This window comes from Stenotrophomonas sp. TWI809 (assembly GCF_039673205.1).
Lineage (GTDB): Bacteria > Pseudomonadota > Gammaproteobacteria > Xanthomonadales > Xanthomonadaceae > Stenotrophomonas.
This window is the reverse complement of record NZ_JBDJLE010000017.1, coordinates 1-14949: the sequence shown is the minus strand read 5'-3', so window position 1 is coordinate 14949 and position 14949 is coordinate 1. Positions and strand designations below refer to the sequence as shown.

The 14949-nt window shown below is 66.7% G+C and carries 14 protein-coding genes and 3 pseudogenes; 9 read left to right on the top strand and 8 right to left on the bottom strand.

Annotated elements, in window-relative coordinates; all coding sequences use genetic code 11:
- Nucleotides 1-19 precede the first annotated feature (19 nt).
- From ABE472_RS13215 to ABE472_RS13205, 3 genes are all read left to right on the top strand, one after another.
- Nucleotides 20-2314: a GH92 family glycosyl hydrolase gene (locus ABE472_RS13215; RefSeq protein WP_346466402.1), complete on the top strand. Its 2295-nt coding sequence runs from the start codon at nt 20-22 to the stop codon at nt 2312-2314.
- Nucleotides 2315-2407: 93 nt separating this feature from the next.
- Nucleotides 2408-2749 (top strand): type II toxin-antitoxin system prevent-host-death family antitoxin, encoded by a 342-nt coding sequence (locus ABE472_RS13210; RefSeq protein ID WP_261996700.1) that lies wholly within the window; start codon nt 2408-2410, stop codon nt 2747-2749.
- A 3-nt stretch (nt 2750-2752) separates the two neighbouring features.
- Nucleotides 2753-3376 carry an AAA family ATPase gene (locus tag ABE472_RS13205; RefSeq protein ID WP_179458840.1) on the top strand — a complete coding sequence of 208 codons (624 nt, stop codon included), beginning with the start codon at nt 2753-2755 and terminating at the stop codon, nt 3374-3376.
- A 3-nt stretch (nt 3377-3379) separates the two neighbouring features.
- Here the strand turns inward: ABE472_RS13205 and ABE472_RS13200 are convergent, their stop codons facing one another.
- Nucleotides 3380-3949, bottom strand: coding sequence for a LysE/ArgO family amino acid transporter (locus ABE472_RS13200; RefSeq protein WP_313209926.1), 570 nt, complete (start codon nt 3947-3949; stop codon nt 3380-3382).
- Between the two features lie 47 nt (nt 3950-3996).
- Between ABE472_RS13200 and ABE472_RS13195 the strand changes: the two are divergent.
- Nucleotides 3997-4788: pseudogene (locus ABE472_RS13195) on the top strand (ArgP/LysG family DNA-binding transcriptional regulator); the annotation flags it as partial.
- 15 nt (nt 4789-4803) lie between these two features.
- Here the strand turns inward: ABE472_RS13195 and ABE472_RS13190 are convergent.
- The 4 genes from ABE472_RS13190 to ABE472_RS13175 all read right to left on the bottom strand — a co-directional run bounded on the left by ABE472_RS13190 (nt 4804) and on the right by ABE472_RS13175 (nt 7777).
- Nucleotides 4804-5883 (bottom strand): catalase family protein, encoded by a 1080-nt coding sequence (locus ABE472_RS13190; protein ID WP_346466401.1) that lies wholly within the window; start codon nt 5881-5883, stop codon nt 4804-4806.
- Nucleotides 5884-5992: 109 nt separating this feature from the next.
- Nucleotides 5993-6490: a ferritin-like domain-containing protein gene (locus ABE472_RS13185; protein WP_313209899.1), complete on the bottom strand. Its 498-nt coding sequence runs from the start codon at nt 6488-6490 to the stop codon at nt 5993-5995.
- A 91-nt stretch (nt 6491-6581) separates the two neighbouring features.
- Nucleotides 6582-7160, bottom strand: a complete 579-nt coding sequence (locus ABE472_RS13180; RefSeq protein ID WP_346462434.1) for a M23 family metallopeptidase — start codon at nt 7158-7160, stop codon at nt 6582-6584.
- Entirely contained in the window at nt 7157-7777 is a 621-nt protein-coding gene (locus ABE472_RS13175) for a DNA-3-methyladenine glycosylase (RefSeq protein ID WP_346462432.1), read from the bottom strand. The genes ABE472_RS13180 and ABE472_RS13175 overlap by 4 nt, the downstream gene beginning before the upstream one ends.
- 179 nt (nt 7778-7956) lie before the next feature.
- Here ABE472_RS13175 and xth point away from each other — a divergent pair.
- Both xth and ABE472_RS13165 read left to right on the top strand, forming a co-directional pair.
- Nucleotides 7957-8733: pseudogene (gene xth, locus ABE472_RS13170) on the top strand (exodeoxyribonuclease III); the annotation flags it as partial.
- A gap of 104 nt (nt 8734-8837) precedes the next feature.
- Entirely contained in the window at nt 8838-9635 is a 798-nt protein-coding gene (locus tag ABE472_RS13165) for a helix-turn-helix transcriptional regulator (RefSeq protein ID WP_346466400.1), read from the top strand.
- A 10-nt stretch (nt 9636-9645) separates the two neighbouring features.
- On the opposite strand, the gene ABE472_RS13160 is transcribed toward ABE472_RS13165, so the two are convergent.
- Nucleotides 9646-10869: an MFS transporter gene (locus ABE472_RS13160; protein ID WP_346466399.1), complete on the bottom strand. Its 1224-nt coding sequence runs from the start codon at nt 10867-10869 to the stop codon at nt 9646-9648.
- A gap of 273 nt (nt 10870-11142) precedes the next feature.
- Between ABE472_RS13160 and ABE472_RS13155 the strand changes: the two genes are divergently transcribed.
- Nucleotides 11143-11277: a hypothetical protein gene (locus tag ABE472_RS13155; RefSeq protein WP_346466398.1), complete on the top strand. Its 135-nt coding sequence runs from the start codon at nt 11143-11145 to the stop codon at nt 11275-11277.
- Nucleotides 11278-11339: 62 nt separating this feature from the next.
- Entirely contained in the window at nt 11340-12806 is a 1467-nt protein-coding gene (locus ABE472_RS13150) for a serine hydrolase domain-containing protein (protein WP_346466397.1), read from the top strand.
- Here the strand turns inward: ABE472_RS13150 and ABE472_RS13145 are convergent.
- Nucleotides 12745-13497, bottom strand: coding sequence for a sulfite exporter TauE/SafE family protein (locus ABE472_RS13145; RefSeq protein ID WP_346466396.1), 753 nt, complete (start codon nt 13495-13497; stop codon nt 12745-12747). The two genes, ABE472_RS13150 and ABE472_RS13145, sit on opposite strands and share 62 nt — an antisense overlap.
- A gap of 9 nt (nt 13498-13506) precedes the next feature.
- Nucleotides 13507-14454 carry a prolyl aminopeptidase gene (gene pip / locus ABE472_RS13140; RefSeq protein ID WP_346466395.1) on the bottom strand — a complete coding sequence of 316 codons (948 nt, stop codon included), beginning with the start codon at nt 14452-14454 and terminating at the stop codon, nt 13507-13509.
- A 363-nt stretch (nt 14455-14817) separates the two neighbouring features.
- On the opposite strand from pip, the pseudogene ABE472_RS13135 reads away from it, so the two are divergent.
- Nucleotides 14818-14949: pseudogene (locus tag ABE472_RS13135) on the top strand (efflux transporter periplasmic adaptor subunit); the annotation flags it as partial.

The window sequence follows — 14949 nt, the reverse complement described above, 5'->3', positions numbered from 1 at the left end:
GGGGCTCGCGGTAGGGGCGATGTTGGTGGCCGGCACGGCCTCGGCGGCACCGGCGAAGCTCGGCGAACGCGCCTATGCGGCGGTCGATCCGTTCATCGGCACGGCCGGGGAGGGGCATACCTATCCCGGCGCGACCGTTCCGTTCGGCATGGTGCAGCTCAGTCCGGACACCCGTATCCAGCCGCGCGAGAAGGCGTATGGCTGGGCGGCGGGCTACCGGCATGACGACAGCAGCATCGTCGGCTTCTCGCACACGCACTTCTCCGGCAGCGGCCATTCCGATCTGGGCGATGTGCTGCTGATGCCGGTGCGCACCGATGCCAGCCTGGAGCGGGGCGACCCCGACAAACCCGGCAGCGGCTATACCTCGCGCTTCCGCCACGACGACGAGCGCGCCGAACCAGGCTACTACGCCGTCACCCTGGATGATCCGAAGGTGCGCGCCGAGCTGACCACCAGCACCCGCGTCGGCGTGCATCGCTATACCTATCCGGCCAACCAGCCCGCACGCGTGCTGCTGGACCTGCGCACCAGTCTGTACGACTACCCGGGCAAGATCATGTGGTCACGCCTGCGCGCCCGCGAGGACGGCACCATCACCGGCTTCCGTGAGACCCGCGGCTGGGCACCGGGCCGGCAGCTGTATTTCGCGATGCGCTTCTCGCGGCCGCTGACCGGTCACGCATTCCGCAACACCGAGACCGACATCGCCTACAAGGGCTTCCCGCCGCCGGGTCACCAGAGCCCGGCCCAGCGTGCGCAGATTGAAGGGCGCCAGCTGGTCGGCACCTTCGATTTTGGCAAGCTGGATACACCGCTGGTGGTGACGGTGGCGATTTCCTCGGTCAGCGAGGCCGGTGCGATCGCCAACCTGGAAAGCGAAGTGCCCGGCTTCGATTTCGACCGTGTCCGCGCCGAGGCGAAAGCGCAGTGGACGCAGGCACTGTCGGTACTGGATATCGACGGCCCCGAGCACGACCGCCGCAGCGCCTACACCGCGCTGTACCACAGCCTGCTCGGGCCGACCGTGTTCATGGACAGCGATGGCCAGTACCGCGGCTCGGACAATGCCGTGCACCGCGCCGAGGGCTATACCAACTACTCGACGTTCTCGCTGTGGGACACCTACCGCGCCCTGCATCCACTGCTGACCCTGGTGCAGCCGGAAAAACGCAACAGCGATTTCATCAATTCGCTGCTCGCGCACCAGCACAACAGCGCCTACGGGATGCTGCCGGTATGGGCGTTCCACGGCCAGGAGACCTGGTGCATGATCGGCTACCACGCCGTGCCGGTGATCGCCGATGCCTACCTCAAGGGCATCCGCGGGTTCGATGAGAACAAGGCGTTGGCGGCGATGGTGGCTACCGCCAATTACGGCCCGTACGATGGCATCGCGCAGTACCGCGAGCTGGGCTGGGTGCCGATCGATGAAGAAGGCGAGGCCGCCAGCAAGACACTGGAATATGCGTTCGACGACTGGACCATCGCGCGCATGGCCAAGGCCATGGGCAACACGAAGGTTGCCGGGGAGTTCGAGAAGCGCGCCACGAACTGGCGCAATGCCTATGACAAGGACACCGGCTTCATGCGGGCGCGCAAGCGCGATGGCAGCTTCCGCACGCCGTTCGACCCGAGCGCCAGCGGCTACGGCACGGATTACACCGAAGGCAACGCCTGGCAGTACTCCTGGTATGTGCCGCACGACGTGGCCGGCCTGGCCGCCGCGCACGGGGGCAGCGACGCGCTGCTGGCCCGTCTGGACCAGGTGTTCGAGGCCAAGGTCGACCCCTCGATCTTCGAGCATATGGAAGACATCACCGGCCTGATCGGCTGGTACGCGCACGGCAACGAGCCCAGCCACCACGTGGCCTATCTGTATGCCCATGCCGGGCAGCCGTGGCGCACCCAGGCGCGCCTGAAGCAGATCATGGACACCCAGTACGCCGACCGTCCCGATGGCCTGGCCGGCAATGACGACCTGGGCCAGATGTCGGCCTGGTACGTGTTCACCGCACTGGGCTTCTACCCGGTGGCCCCGGGCAGCGGCGAATACATCATCGGTCGTCCGTTCCTGCCCAAGGCGGCACTGCACCTGCCTAACGGCAAGACCTTCACCATCGTCACCGACGGGCTGGGCAAGGGCCATGACTACGTCGGCTCGGTGACCCTCAATGGCCAGCCGCTGCAGCGCACCTTCCTTCGCCACGACGAGATCCTGGCCGGCGGCGAGCTGCGCTTCACGCTCCAGGCCGAGCCGAACAAGGCCTGGCCGGGGCAGGGCGCCGAGCAGCCCTACTCGATGTCCCGCTGACGGGCCTCTGGACCCTCCTTCTGGCCAAAATGGGATTTATGTCCAATTTGGCCAGAAGGGGTATAGTGGGCCCATCCCGTCCTGGAGCGTGCCATGACCCTGCCACTGGATCTGCCCGGCCTTGAGAAGGCCACGGCCTCGTCGGTGAAAACCCGCGGTTGGCCCAGCCTGATGCGCACCGTTCGCGAAAAGCAGGCCCTGGTGATCACCAACCACAATCATCCCGAAGCGGTGATCGTGGACATCAAGACCTACCAGGAACTGCTGGCCAAGGCCGCCGGCGGCGACCTCGATGAGCGCATGGGCGAGCTGGAACGCCTGCGCGCCGCGTTCGATACCACCCTCGCCAGCCTGGGCCGCGATGGTGGGCTGGGCAAGGTACTGGGGCAGCCGATCCGACGCGGCCGCAAGGTCGCCCTCGGCAGTCCGCTCTGACCAATGGGACGGATTCTGGTGCTGGCCGGTGTCAATGGCGCCGGCAAGAGTTCGCTGCTGGGCATGTGGCTGGAAGAAGAAGGCCTGACCTGGTTCAACCCGGATACGTTCACCCGCCGCCTGGTGGAGACGGGGTGGTCGTTGGGCGAGGCCAACGCTGCGGCCTGGAATGAAGGCGCGCGCCGGCTGCGGCAGGCGATCGACGAGGGTACCGACTTCGCGTTCGAAACCACGCTGGGCGGCAACACCATCCCGCGTCTGCTGCGTGAGGCGTGCGAGCAGCACGACGTGGCGATCTGGTTCTGCGGCCTGCAGAGCGTGGAGCTGCACATGGAACGTGTCGCGGCCCGGGTCAGCCGCGGCGGGCATGACATCCCCGCCGACAAGATCCGTGCCCGCTACGATTCCTCGCGCGAAAACCTGCTGGCCCTGCTGCCGCACTTGGCCGAGCTGCATGTCTACGACAACAGCGCCCCGGCCGATGCCGATGGCGCCGAACCGCTGCCGGTGCTGCAGCTGGATCGCAACGGGCTGCACTATCCTGCCTCGGCGATCGAGCTGCTGCAGACCCCGGACTGGGCCAAGCCGATCGTGATGCGGGCCATGGAGCTGCATACCCCTGCGTAAGCGTTACTGCAGGGGCCGGAGCAGCAACAGCACGCTCAGCGTCAGCATGAAGACCGCGATGCCCGCGTCCAGCCAGCGCCACGCCCTGGCATGCGCGAACCACGGTTGCAGCCAGCGCGCCCCGACGCCCAGCAGGGTGAACCACGACACGCTGGCCAGGCACGCGCCTGCCGCGAACAGCCAGCGGGCGTCGCCCGGGTAGCGGGTCGAGAGGCTGCCGAGGAGCACCATCGTGTCCAGGTAGACGTGCGGATTGAGGAAGGTGAATGCCAGGCAGACCAGCAGCGTGCGCCGCCATCCCGCCTGCATGTCAGAAGCTGCATCGAGCCCGCCACCGCCGGACCAGGCCCGGCGCGCTGCCATAAGGCCGTATACCGCGAGAAAGGCCGCCCCACCGAAGCGCAGGACCTCGAGCAGCAATGGGAAACGCGCCACGGCTGCGCCGATGCCGGCCACCCCCAGCAGTATCAGGGCGATGTCGCCGGCTGCGCAGACCGCGACCACCAGCGCGACGCGCTGCTGTTTCAGGCCCTGGCGGAGCACGAAGGCGTTCTGGGCGCCGATGGCGATGATGAGACCGGCGCCTGTGAGAAATCCGGCGAGGGCGGCAGCTGGCTGCCTCCCAGCGGATCAAGGCGCTGGAGGACCGTCTCGGCCAGGTCCTGATCGTGCGCCAAGCACCGTGCCGCCCCACACCTGCCGGTGAGCAGCTGCTGCGCCGGGTACGTCCGATGCAGACCCTGGAAGAAGAGGTGCTCGCCGATTTCCTGCCGGATGCGGAGGTGCAGCATCGCAACGTCTGCCTGGCGGTCAACGACGACTCGCTCGAAACCTGGTTTCTTCCCGCGCTGGCCGCGTTGCATGCTGCGCATGGCTATACCTTCGACCTGCGCGTGGACGACCAGGACCACACGCTGGATCTGCTGCGAGACGGCTCGGCACTGGGCGCGGTGACGGCGGATGCCAAGGCCCTGCAGGGCTGCAATGTCCATTCGCTGGGCACGATGCGCTATCTGGCGATCGCGGCGCCGGCATTCAAAGCGGCGTATTTCGGTGTGGGCGTGAGCGCGGCATCCCTGGCCACTGCCCCGATGATCGTCTTCAACCGCAAGGACCGGCTGCAGGCGCGGTATCTACGCACCGTTACGCGCGCCACGCTGTCCCCGCCGGTGCACTACCTGCCTACGTCGACGGGTTTTGTCGAGGCCGCTGCACTTGGGCTGGGCTGGTGCCTGGTGCCCGAGTCGCTCGCCTCCACTGCGCTGCAGAGAAACGCCGTGGTCGAGCTTGATCCAGCGCGCTGGATCGACGTGCCGCTGTACTGGCAGCACGCCGCGATCCGCTCGACCACGCTTCAGGGCATCACGGCTGCCATGCGGGACGCGGCAGGCAAGGTGCTCCGCGATCCGTAACGGGGCCGGCGCGTTTCAGCCGACGGGCTCGTGGATCGGGCATCCATTGAATCGGGAGCGGAACTGACGCGAGGCGGCCATTACCACGCGGCGTGCACGATTCAGTCCGCCGAGAGGACGATGCTCGGCCAGCGCGTGCCACGGCGCGAACGCGAGCGCATCCTCGACGCCCGGCGAGGTGTCAGGCCGCCACGCCTCCTGCTGCGCCACGATCACGCGTGCAACCGGCAGGAACGGGCTGTCCGCCTCGGCCCAGGCAACCGACGCATCTTCGATCGGCATGCGCTCCACATCGCGGCACAGCTGCACGCGCAGCTCCCATTCGACCGGATTGGGCAGGTCGGTGAAGAAGGCCACCACCGCGTCGCGCTGCGCATCCTCGTCCGAGCCGATTTTGTCGCCGGTCAGTGCGAGCAGGGCAGGTGAGACCGGTGCCAACGAAAACTTGGCCATGTACGGACCGTAGAGAAACGGCACCTGGCTGAAGAAGGTCTCCCCCAGCGGATGGTGCTGCGGCTCCCCGCCCATGCCTTTGAGCAGGGCGCTCTGGCCACCGACCGCCTCCAGCGCCGCCTCCGCACCCCGCAGCGTAGCGGAGATCATCCGTTTGGTACGCGGCATCCGTTCGGTGGTCGCGGCAAGCAGCTTGGCCGAGCGCAGGAAGCCGGCCACACCGGGCGTGTTGAACGCGGGGCCGTTGACCATCAGGAAGTCCTGCGTGTGCTGCTCCTCGGCGCCTTCCGCACGCGCGCCGTCCACGCCGATCACCTTGAGCGCCATCGCGCGCGGGGTGGAGACCGAATCGGGAAGCTGCTCGGCCGGCGGCGAGGACAATCGCACCCGCGCGTCGTAGCTGCCGGGCCGCGCAAACAGGCCGTGGCGCAGCTCGGCCGGCAACCCGTCCAGTACGCGCAGCCGGCCCTTCAACAACCCTTGGCCCTTGGCGTGCACCGCGCGGTGGGCGTGGCCTTCCTGCTCAGCCACCGTCAGCGCCATGCGCGCGAACACCTCGGTCAACTCACGGATATGCGTCGCCTCATCTTCGTCGGCATGCTCGAGCGAGGCGTGGTAAAGAACGGGTGGGGGCAGTGACATGCAGGCTCCTGTTGTGATCAACGGCGGCGATCAAGCGCGGAAAGGGCAACGCGCTGCGCGGGGAGGACGGCTCCCCGCACAATGCAATGCCGGAGGGGAAACGGGAAGGTCAGGCCGCGGCGGCCTTGGCATTGCCGCCGCCGGCCAGGGCCAGCAGCGTCAGCTTCTCGTCGGTGTCCTTCTCCTCCTTGAGCGTTTCCAGCAGCAGTGGCACGGCTGCCTTGTAGCCCAGCTGTTTGGCCAGTGCGGCAATCGTGCCGTAGGAGGCGATTTCGTAATGCTCGACCTTCTGCGCGCCACCAATCAGTGCAGCATCGCGGACCGGGCCCTCCTCGATACCGTCGATCGCCTCTTTGCCTTCCTCGACCAGGCCTTCCATCGCGGCGCATTTGATGCGCTTGAGCCGGATCCCCAGCAGTTCCACCACCTGGTCGATGCGCTCGATCTGGCCCTGGGTCTCTTCCAGGTGCGTCGTGAACGCGGCGGCCAGGTCAGGACTGGAGGCGGCGCGCGCCAGTCGGGGCAGCGCCTTGGTCAGCTGCTTCTCTGCACTGTAGATATCCGAGAGCTCGTGGATGAACAGGTCTTCTGCGGTCTTGATCGCCATGGAGGTGCTGCCGGTGGGTTTGAGTGTCCGACGCTAGGCGCGTGGGTGTTAGTCCGGTGCGCTTTGTTGTGAAGGGCCCCTGCACGCGCGCTCAGGGCGCGTCGGGCCACGCCTTCAGCAGGGGCAGCGGATCGTAAGCGCCGTCGGCACCGTAGATGCCCCAGTGCAGATGCGGCGGCGTGCCCTTCGCGTTGCCGGTATCGCCGACGTAGCCCAGCACGTCGCCCTGCTCGATGATGTCGCCACGCGCCAGGCCTTCGCGCCAGTCATCCAGATGGGCGTAGTAATAGCGCTCGCGTGCCGGCCCCATCACCCAGACCTGACGCCCGCCCAGACCGCTCTCGCGGATATCGGCAACGATTCCCGGGGTGGCGCTGCGCACCTCGGTGCCCCGCTTGGCGAAGATGTCCACGCCGGCGTGCGTGCGGTCGCGTCCACGCGGTGCGCCGAACGTATTGGCCACCTGGCGTGCGGCCACGCCCGCCACGGGGACGGGCAGCGCGGTGGGTGCAGGCATCTGTGACAGGCGCCAGAGTGCCCGCGGTGATTCCGCGATGGGGCTGTTCCACACCACCCCTGCCACTACGATGCAGACGACAAGGATGAACAGCCGCACCAGCCAGCGTCGTACGCGGCGGGCCGGGGAGGGGGCGGGCGGCGAAAAGCTCACGGTGTTGTCCCGCCCGTCTTCTTAGCCGCCGTGCGTCCCGACACATGCACATGCGCCGGCACGTGCCACCGCCACGGAAATTCGATTGCCTTGCTGATGCCGATCCGGGGCCCGACCACCGGGTCCTGCGGTGGCGCCATCCCATCGGACACGATGCGGATGCCGCGGTCATTGCGCACCAGATCCGCGCCGTCCAAGGCCTTGGTGATGCCCATCGCCTGCGACAGCCGACCGGGGCCACTGGCCAGATCGCGCGCGCGCTTGATCGCCGGCCGCGCTTCCTGGATCAACGTCAGTCCCGCCACCGGCTCCAACGCCCGCAGCAGCACGCCCCAGCCTTGACCGATCTCGCCACACACCGCGTTCGAGCCCCAGTGCATGCCGTAGCTGAAATACACGTAGAGATGACCGGCTTCACCGAACATCGTGGCGGTGCGCGCGGTCATACCGCGATACGAATGCGCCGCCGGGTCCTGGTCACCTGCGTATGCTTCCACCTCCACGATGCGCCCAGCGCGACCGTCATCGCGCACCAGCAGCTTGTTCAGCAGCTCGGGCGCCACCTCGGTCGGGTGGCGCTGGTAAAAACGCCGCGGCAGAACCGTCCACGTTTTCATGACCCTCCACGCAATGGATACCCTTTGCCAGTCCGAAACGAGCGCCTACTGTGACGCGACCAGGGTCAATGCACGATCAACGCCGCCATCGTCACGCCACGCTCGCCCGGCATTCGCGGCAGATTGATTGACGCAGGGCAATCCTCGAGGCCTGTCTCCGCCGCCATGCAGCACGCACCATGCCTGCCAGAAATCGCCTGAAAATCGCGACCTTCAATGTCAACGGCGTGCTGACCCGGCTGCCGCATCTGCTCGCGTGGCTGGCGCGCGAACAACCGGACATCGTGGCACTGCAGGAACTCAAGGCGACCCAAGAGGCCTTCCCGGAGACAGCGATCCGCGAGGCGGGATACGGCTGCATCTGGCACGGCCAGCGCGCGTGGAATGGCGTCGCGCTGCTGGCGCGCGGCCAGGACCCGATCGAGAGCCGACGCGGCTTGCCCGGCGACACGAACGATGACCAGAGCCGTTATCTGGAGGCGGCCGCGCACGGGGTGATCGTGGGCGGGCTGTATCTGCCCAACGGCAATCCGCAGCCCGGCCCGAAGTTCGATTACAAGCTGACCTGGATGCAGCGCCTGCACAAACACGCCCAGAGCCTGGTCGCGCTGCCGCATCCCGTCGCACTGATCGGCGATTTCAACGTCGTCCCGACCGATGCGGATATCTACGATCCCAAGTCCTGGCGGAAGGACGCGCTGCTGCAGCCGGAGGTGCGCGAGGCCTACCAGGCACTGCTCGCCCAAGGCTGGACCGACAGCCTGCGTGCGGTGCACGGCGACGCACAGATCTTCACCTTCTGGGACTACTTCCGTGAGCACTTCGCCCGTGACCGTGGATTGAGGATCGACCATCTGCTGCTCAATCCGGTCCTTGCTCCCGGCCTGAAAGATGCCGGCGTGGACAGGTGGGTGCGCGCATTGGAGAAGCCCAGCGACCACGCGCCCACGTGGATCGAGGTGGTGGCGCCTTCCAAGCCCCGATAACCGGGCCGGCCCGATATCGAAAACACGCCGGACGCGCTAGAGTCCCCCGGCAGGTTGTTTGCGAGGGTATTGCCATGCCATATCGGAAAAGGGACATCGCCCCGGGTCTCGGCGAAGGTAAACGCCTGCCGGTAGGCCCGGAGACGCCCGTATTCTGCCGGGCGCGCGAATATCGCGCCGGCACGATCATCGCGCTGCATCACCATCCGGACCGTCATCAGCTGGTGTATGCCGAAACCGGCGTGCTGGTGGTCCAGGCCGGGACAGGGCGCTGGGTCGTCCCGAGCACGCGCGCGATCTGGATCCCGGCCGGTACGGGCCACAAGGTCAGCTGCATCGGCGCGGTCGGCATGCGCAGCCTGTACATCCTGCCGGAGGCGATCGCCCAGCCGCCGGCCAGCGCATCGACGGTCTCGGTGACACCACTGCTGGCCGCCTTGATCCACGCAGCGATGGACGTACCGACGCCATACCGCGCGCAGTCGCGCGACGGGCGGCTGATGCAGTTGATCCTGGATGAGCTGCAGATGCTGCCGGTACTGCCGTTGCACCTGCCGCAGCCTGCCGATCCACGCCTGCAGGCGATTGGCCGGCAGCTGGAATCCACGCCGGACGATCCGTCCACCCTGCAGGACTGGGCCGGCCGCCTCGGCGTGGATGTCAAGACCATCCAGCGGCTGTGCGCACGCGAGCTGGGCATGACCTTCGGGCAATGGCGGCAACAGGCGCGCCTGCTGCGTGCACTGGAACAGTTGGCGCACGGCGAAAAGGTGATCGACGTGGCGCTCGCGCTGGGCTATGCCAGTCCGAGCGCCTTCACCGCGATGTTCAAGAAGCGCTTCGGCCAGTTGCCGAGCCAGTTCTTCCACTGAGGCAAACGCCTCAGTGCATCGTCGTCTTCGGCAGGAGCGCCGTCGCCAGCCCGAGCAGCGGCAGGTACGAGGTGAAGTGGTAGACCCATACGATGCCATGCACGTCGGCCAGGTTGCCCAGCCCGGCCGCACCGATACCGCCGATGCCGAACATCAGGCCGAACATCAGGCCCGACACCATGCCCACGCGGCCCGGCACGGCCTCCTGCGCATACACCACCAGCGCAGCGAACGCCGAGGACATCACCAGTCCGATCACCACCGCCAGCACCGCCGTGCCCATCAGGTTGGCGTAGGGCAGGGCGAGCGCGAACGGCGCCACGCCCAGGAAGGAAATCCAGATCACCGCCTTGCGACCGATCCGGTCCCCGACGGGGCCACCGATGAAGGTGCCCAGCGCGACCGAGGCCAGGAAGATGAAGAGGTACATCTGGCTCTGCTGCACGCTCAGGCCGAAGCGCTCGATCAGGTAGAAGGTGAAGTAATTGGTGAACGAGGCGATATACACGAACTTGGCGAACATCAGCACCGCGATCACCGCGATGGCCTGGATCACCTTGCCACGGCTCAGCCCGACGCCATGGCTCTTGGCCAGGCTCTTCATCTTGGCCTGGCCATGCTGCACGGTCCAACCGGTGAGGCGGAACAGCACGGTGATGGCCAACGCGGCCGCCAGCATGAACCATGCGATGGCACGCTGCCCATGCGGAATCACGATGACGGCGGCGAGCAGCGGCCCGATCGCCGAGCCGGTATTGCCACCGACCTGGAACGTGGATTGTGCGGTACCGAAGCGACCGCCCGAGGCCATCCGCGCCACGCGCGAGGCTTCCGGATGGAAGGTGGCCGAACCGATCCCGACGATGGCCGCGGCGATGAGCAGCATTTCGTAACTCGTGGCCATCGCCATCAGGGCGATGCCGACGAAGGTGGCGATCATGCCCGACGGCAGCAGATACGGCAGCGGCCGTTTGTCGGTGTACATGCCCACCCATGGCTGCAAGAGCGAGGCGGTGACCTGGTACACCAGGCCGATGATGCCGATCTGGCCGAAGGTGAGCGAAAACTCGCTCTTGAACATCGGATACACCGCCGGCAGCACCGCCTGGATCATGTCGTTGAGCAGGTGCGCGAACGCCGCGGCACCGACGATGCGGATTGCAAAGCCCTGGTGGGGGGCGGGGGTGAGCGGTTCGGTGGGGATGACGGGCGGGGCAGCGGTTTCAGGGGTCATGGGCCGGGATCGGGAACGGGAGGGTGCCGATGCGTGTGGTATCAGCCGCATGGGCATCACGGGAGCGGACGGGAGGCAAGCGTAGACCGCGGCTGGCCCCCCGTCTCTCGCGATAGGGGCGGTTGTCGTCGCAATCAGGGCAGGGAGCCACGCCATATTTGCAACTAAGTGGATGTCGCAGGGCGAACGCACCGCATAAAGTAAATGCCTGTGAAGTGACCGGCTACCACGCACGAAATCGCATCAACGGCTCTACGACGAGGACATCGGATCATGAGCAGCATCTGGATAGGGCTTGCCATCTTCTTGAGCAGCTGGACACTCATCGCAGTCACGCTGGGAGTATTGACTGCCCGCCGGATGGGCATGCAAAAAACGATTGAAAGGCAGGCGGCACGATCCAAGTGATCCCGCGCCGCTGCATAATCCGTCCGACTGCCGGGTGGCAGCCCAGCGGAAAGGAGCACAGGATGTTGCTGATCAGAACACTGATGGTGGTGCTGCTTCTCTTCAGTACCTCGACCTGGGCCAGGGTGCCCACCGACCCTGCGCAGGCCGAGCAGATATTCCGCCGCTGGCTGGCGGCCTACAACGCCGGTGACAGCCAGGCGCTGCAGGCGGTGTTGTCGAGCCACGGGATCGACCACACCGCGCAGCGGTATCTGGACATCCGCGAGACCTTCGGCCCGTTTGACGTACTGACCAGGACCGTCGATAGGCCCGATACGATCGCCGCGATCGTGCGCGGCACCTCAAGCGATCGCGGGATCCTGATCACCGTGGCCATCGATCCTGCGAACCGGCCGTACCTGAAGACGCTGCAGCTGGAAGGGGTGGAGATACCCGACGCATTCAAACCCGCGCGGCTTGAGATGCCCGCGCTCATCGCGCAGAGCCGTGCCCGTCTGGACGCGCTGGCAGCACAGGACAAGCTCTCCGGCACCTTTCTACTGGCGCAGGACGGCAAGGTGCAGATGGCGTGGCAGGGCGGGCGGGCCGACCGGGAGCAGGGCATTCCGGTCGATAGCTCCACGACATTCAGGCTCGCCTCGTTGAACAAGATGTTCACCGCGGTGGCGATCCTGCAGTTGGCCGAGGCTGGCAAGCTGACACTGGACGATACGATTGCCCGCCACCTGAGGGACTATCCCCATCAGGCGGTCGCGACATCCATCACGATCCGGCAGCTGCTCAACCACACCAGTGGCCTGGGAGAGATCTTCGACGAGGCGTTCGAACGCCGGAAAGCATCACTCAAGACGTTGGCCGACTACTGGGAGGTCTATGGTGCTGCGGCACCGGCCTTCCAGCCGGGCACCCAGGACCAGTATTCCAACTACGGCTACATCCTGCTGGGCTCGATCATCGAGGCGGCATCGGGACAGTCGTATGACGCCTACGTCGAACAGCACATCTTCGGGCCGGCGGGCATGACCGCCACCGGATCGGCGCCCGAGGCGACCCTGGTGCCAGGCCGCGCGGTGCCCTACACGCTGAGCGACGGCCGGTGGGTGCGCGAGACCAAGACCCTGCCATTGCGCGGTACGTCGGCGGGCGGCGGTTACAGCACCGCCCACGATCTGCTCCGGTTCGCCGAGGCGTTGCGCAGTGGCAGGCTGATCCCGGCCTCGGCATTGGACGCGGCCACCTCACCGCAGAACACCAAGGGGTGGTACGGCTACGGCTTCATGGTGAGCGGCGAGGGCGAGCAGCATCAGTATGGCCACGAGGGTGGGGCGCCCGGTGCGAACGCCGCGCTCATCGTGCTGCCGAGCCACGGCTACGTGGTGATCGGGCTGAGCAATGTCGATCCCGATGCGATGGAGAACGTGGTCAACTTCGTCGGCAACCGTCTGCCGTTGTCGCAGCGCGGCCTCAGCGCCCGCCCAGCAGCGCCGGCAACGACGAGGCGAGCAACGCGATCCCCGACACGGTGAGCAGACTGAGCACGATCTGCCGGAACCGCAGGTCGCTGATGCCGATGTAGAGGCGGGTGCCGAGCAGGGTCGGGATCAACATGGCGGGTGCCACGATGGCGAACATCGGCAGCATCTCGCGGGTGACGATGCCGGTGCCGGCATAGGTGCCCATCGTCACCAGCAGCATGGACAGGTTGAAGTTCTGGACCACGGAGCGCTGCACATCACGCTCGTAACCGCGCAGCGTGCACCACAGCGTCGGCAGGGTGCCGGTGAAGCCGCCCAGGCCGCCCATGATGCCGCCGGCAAACCCCACCACGCCATCCGCCGCGCGCCCGCCTGCCGTGACCCGTGGCAGCTGGCGTGACAGCAGCATGGCCGGGCACCACAGCACCAGCAGAGTGCCCAGGATCGCTTTGAGCCAGTTCATGTCGAGCATGGGCAGCAGGTAGACGCCCAGCGGAATGCCGGCCAGCCCACCCAGAACAAAGGGCAGCAGGGTCTTCAGATTGAAGCCGCGGCGCACGGTGAAGGCCGCCAGCAGTTGGCCGGTCAGGGCGCCGAACACGGAGAGGGTGGCCGCGAGCTTGGGATCCAGCACCCAGGCCCAGAAGGACAGGGCCACCAGCCCGAAGGCGAAGCCCGACAGCCCCTGCACGAAGCCCGCCACGATGGCGCCCAGCGCCACCATCAGGTAGATCGAATCCACGACGCCTCCTTACTGGCGCTCTGCGAACGCATCCGTCGCGCGCACCAGCGCATCTGCCGTGGCGGGTTCCGTCGCACTGTGGCCTGACAGCACCATCTGCAGCGAGGCCTCGGGCCAGGCACAGGCCAGGTCCCAGGCACTGCGCGCCGGGCAGATGATGTCGTAGCGGCCCTGCACGATCACGCCGTGCAGATGCCGGATGCGGTCGATATCGCGCAGCAGCTGCGCATGCTCGAGGAAGGCATGGTTGCGGAAGTAGTGCGCTTCGATGCGCGCCTTGGCCAGGGTGTGCAGCGGATCGTCACCGGACACCGCGCCGACGTCGTGTTCCAGCGTGGCAGCGTGATCTTCCCATCCCAGCCAGGCCTGCGCGGCGGCGATGCGGGTCGCTTCGTCCGGGCTGTCCAGACGACGCCAGTATGCGGCGATCATGTCGCCGCGTTCGTCTTCAGGGATATGCGCCTCGTAGGCCGCCCAGCGCTCCGGGAACACCCAGCGCGCACCGCCGTCAGCCTCGGCGAACCAGCGGTTCTCTTCGGCGCGGCCGAGATAGACCCCGCGAAGGATGAGGCCGGTGGCACGTTCCGGATGGGCCTGGGCGTAGGCGAGTGCCAGCGTGGAGCCCCAGGAGCCGCCAAACACCAGCCAGCGCTCGATGCCGAGCAGGCTGCGGATGGTCTCCACGTCGGCGACCAGGTGCTGGGTGGTGTTGTCCCGCAGCTCACCGAACGGGGTGGAGCGGCCGCTGCCGCGCTGGTCGATCAGGACGATGCGATAACGTGACGGGTCAAAGAAGCGCCGGTGGGTGGCCGATACGCCGGCACCCGGCCCGCCATGCAGGAACACCACCGGGATGCCGTCAGGCGTGCCGCACTCCTCCACGAACAGGGTGTGCAACTCGTCCACGGGCACGTGATGGTTGCGGAACGGGGTGATCGCGGGATAGAGGCTGCGCATGGAGTGGGTCACTCGAAGAGTCCAACAACAATGATACCGCTGCAGCGTATGCGGATCAGCGTGGCTGGCCTGAGCGACCCATGAATCGCATTTTCCTGGGCGTGCTCAATGCGACGTCTCGCATGGCATTTCGCGTGCGCTTGCCGTTCCATGCACCGTTGCCTTAGGGCGATGCATCGTCGGCGGAGATGATCCGTTCGACTTTCAGGAGAGCAATTGAATGACAGGAACCGATGTATGACGAAACGTCACTGCCATGCGCTTTGCGCACTGATGCTGCTCATCCTTTCCGGATGCGGCTCGCCGGGCGTAGTGGATCCACATGAACCGCCAGCGGTCCACTACAGCAGACTGGATCGCACCAGCGTTTCGCTGACCCGCGAACTGCCGGGCCGCACCAATGCCTTCCTGGTGGCCGAAGTGCGCCCGCAGGTCAACGGCATCGTGGCCAAGCGGTTGTTCACCGAAGGCGGCCTGGTCACTGCCGGGCAGCCG

Coding starts and splice junctions, on each gene's coding strand:
- ABE472_RS13155 (WP_346466398.1), top strand. CDS start 11,143: ATGAGCAGCATCTGGATAGGGCTTGCCATCTTCTTGAGCAGCTGGACA.
- ABE472_RS13160 (WP_346466399.1), bottom strand. CDS start 10,869: ATGACCCCTGAAACCGCTGCCCCGCCCGTCATCCCCACCGAACCGCTC.
- ABE472_RS13165 (WP_346466400.1), top strand. CDS start 8,838: ATGCCATATCGGAAAAGGGACATCGCCCCGGGTCTCGGCGAAGGTAAA.
- ABE472_RS13190 (WP_346466401.1), bottom strand. CDS start 5,883: ATGTCACTGCCCCCACCCGTTCTTTACCACGCCTCGCTCGAGCATGCC.
- ABE472_RS13210 (WP_261996700.1), top strand. CDS start 2,408: ATGACCCTGCCACTGGATCTGCCCGGCCTTGAGAAGGCCACGGCCTCG.
- ABE472_RS13150 (WP_346466397.1), top strand. CDS start 11,340: ATGTTGCTGATCAGAACACTGATGGTGGTGCTGCTTCTCTTCAGTACC.
- ABE472_RS13205 (WP_179458840.1), top strand. CDS start 2,753: ATGGGACGGATTCTGGTGCTGGCCGGTGTCAATGGCGCCGGCAAGAGT.
- pip (WP_346466395.1), bottom strand. CDS start 14,454: ATGCGCAGCCTCTATCCCGCGATCACCCCGTTCCGCAACCATCACGTG.
- ABE472_RS13175 (WP_346462432.1), bottom strand. CDS start 7,777: ATGAAAACGTGGACGGTTCTGCCGCGGCGTTTTTACCAGCGCCACCCG.
- ABE472_RS13185 (WP_313209899.1), bottom strand. CDS start 6,490: ATGGCGATCAAGACCGCAGAAGACCTGTTCATCCACGAGCTCTCGGAT.
- ABE472_RS13215 (WP_346466402.1), top strand. CDS start 20: ATGTTGGTGGCCGGCACGGCCTCGGCGGCACCGGCGAAGCTCGGCGAA.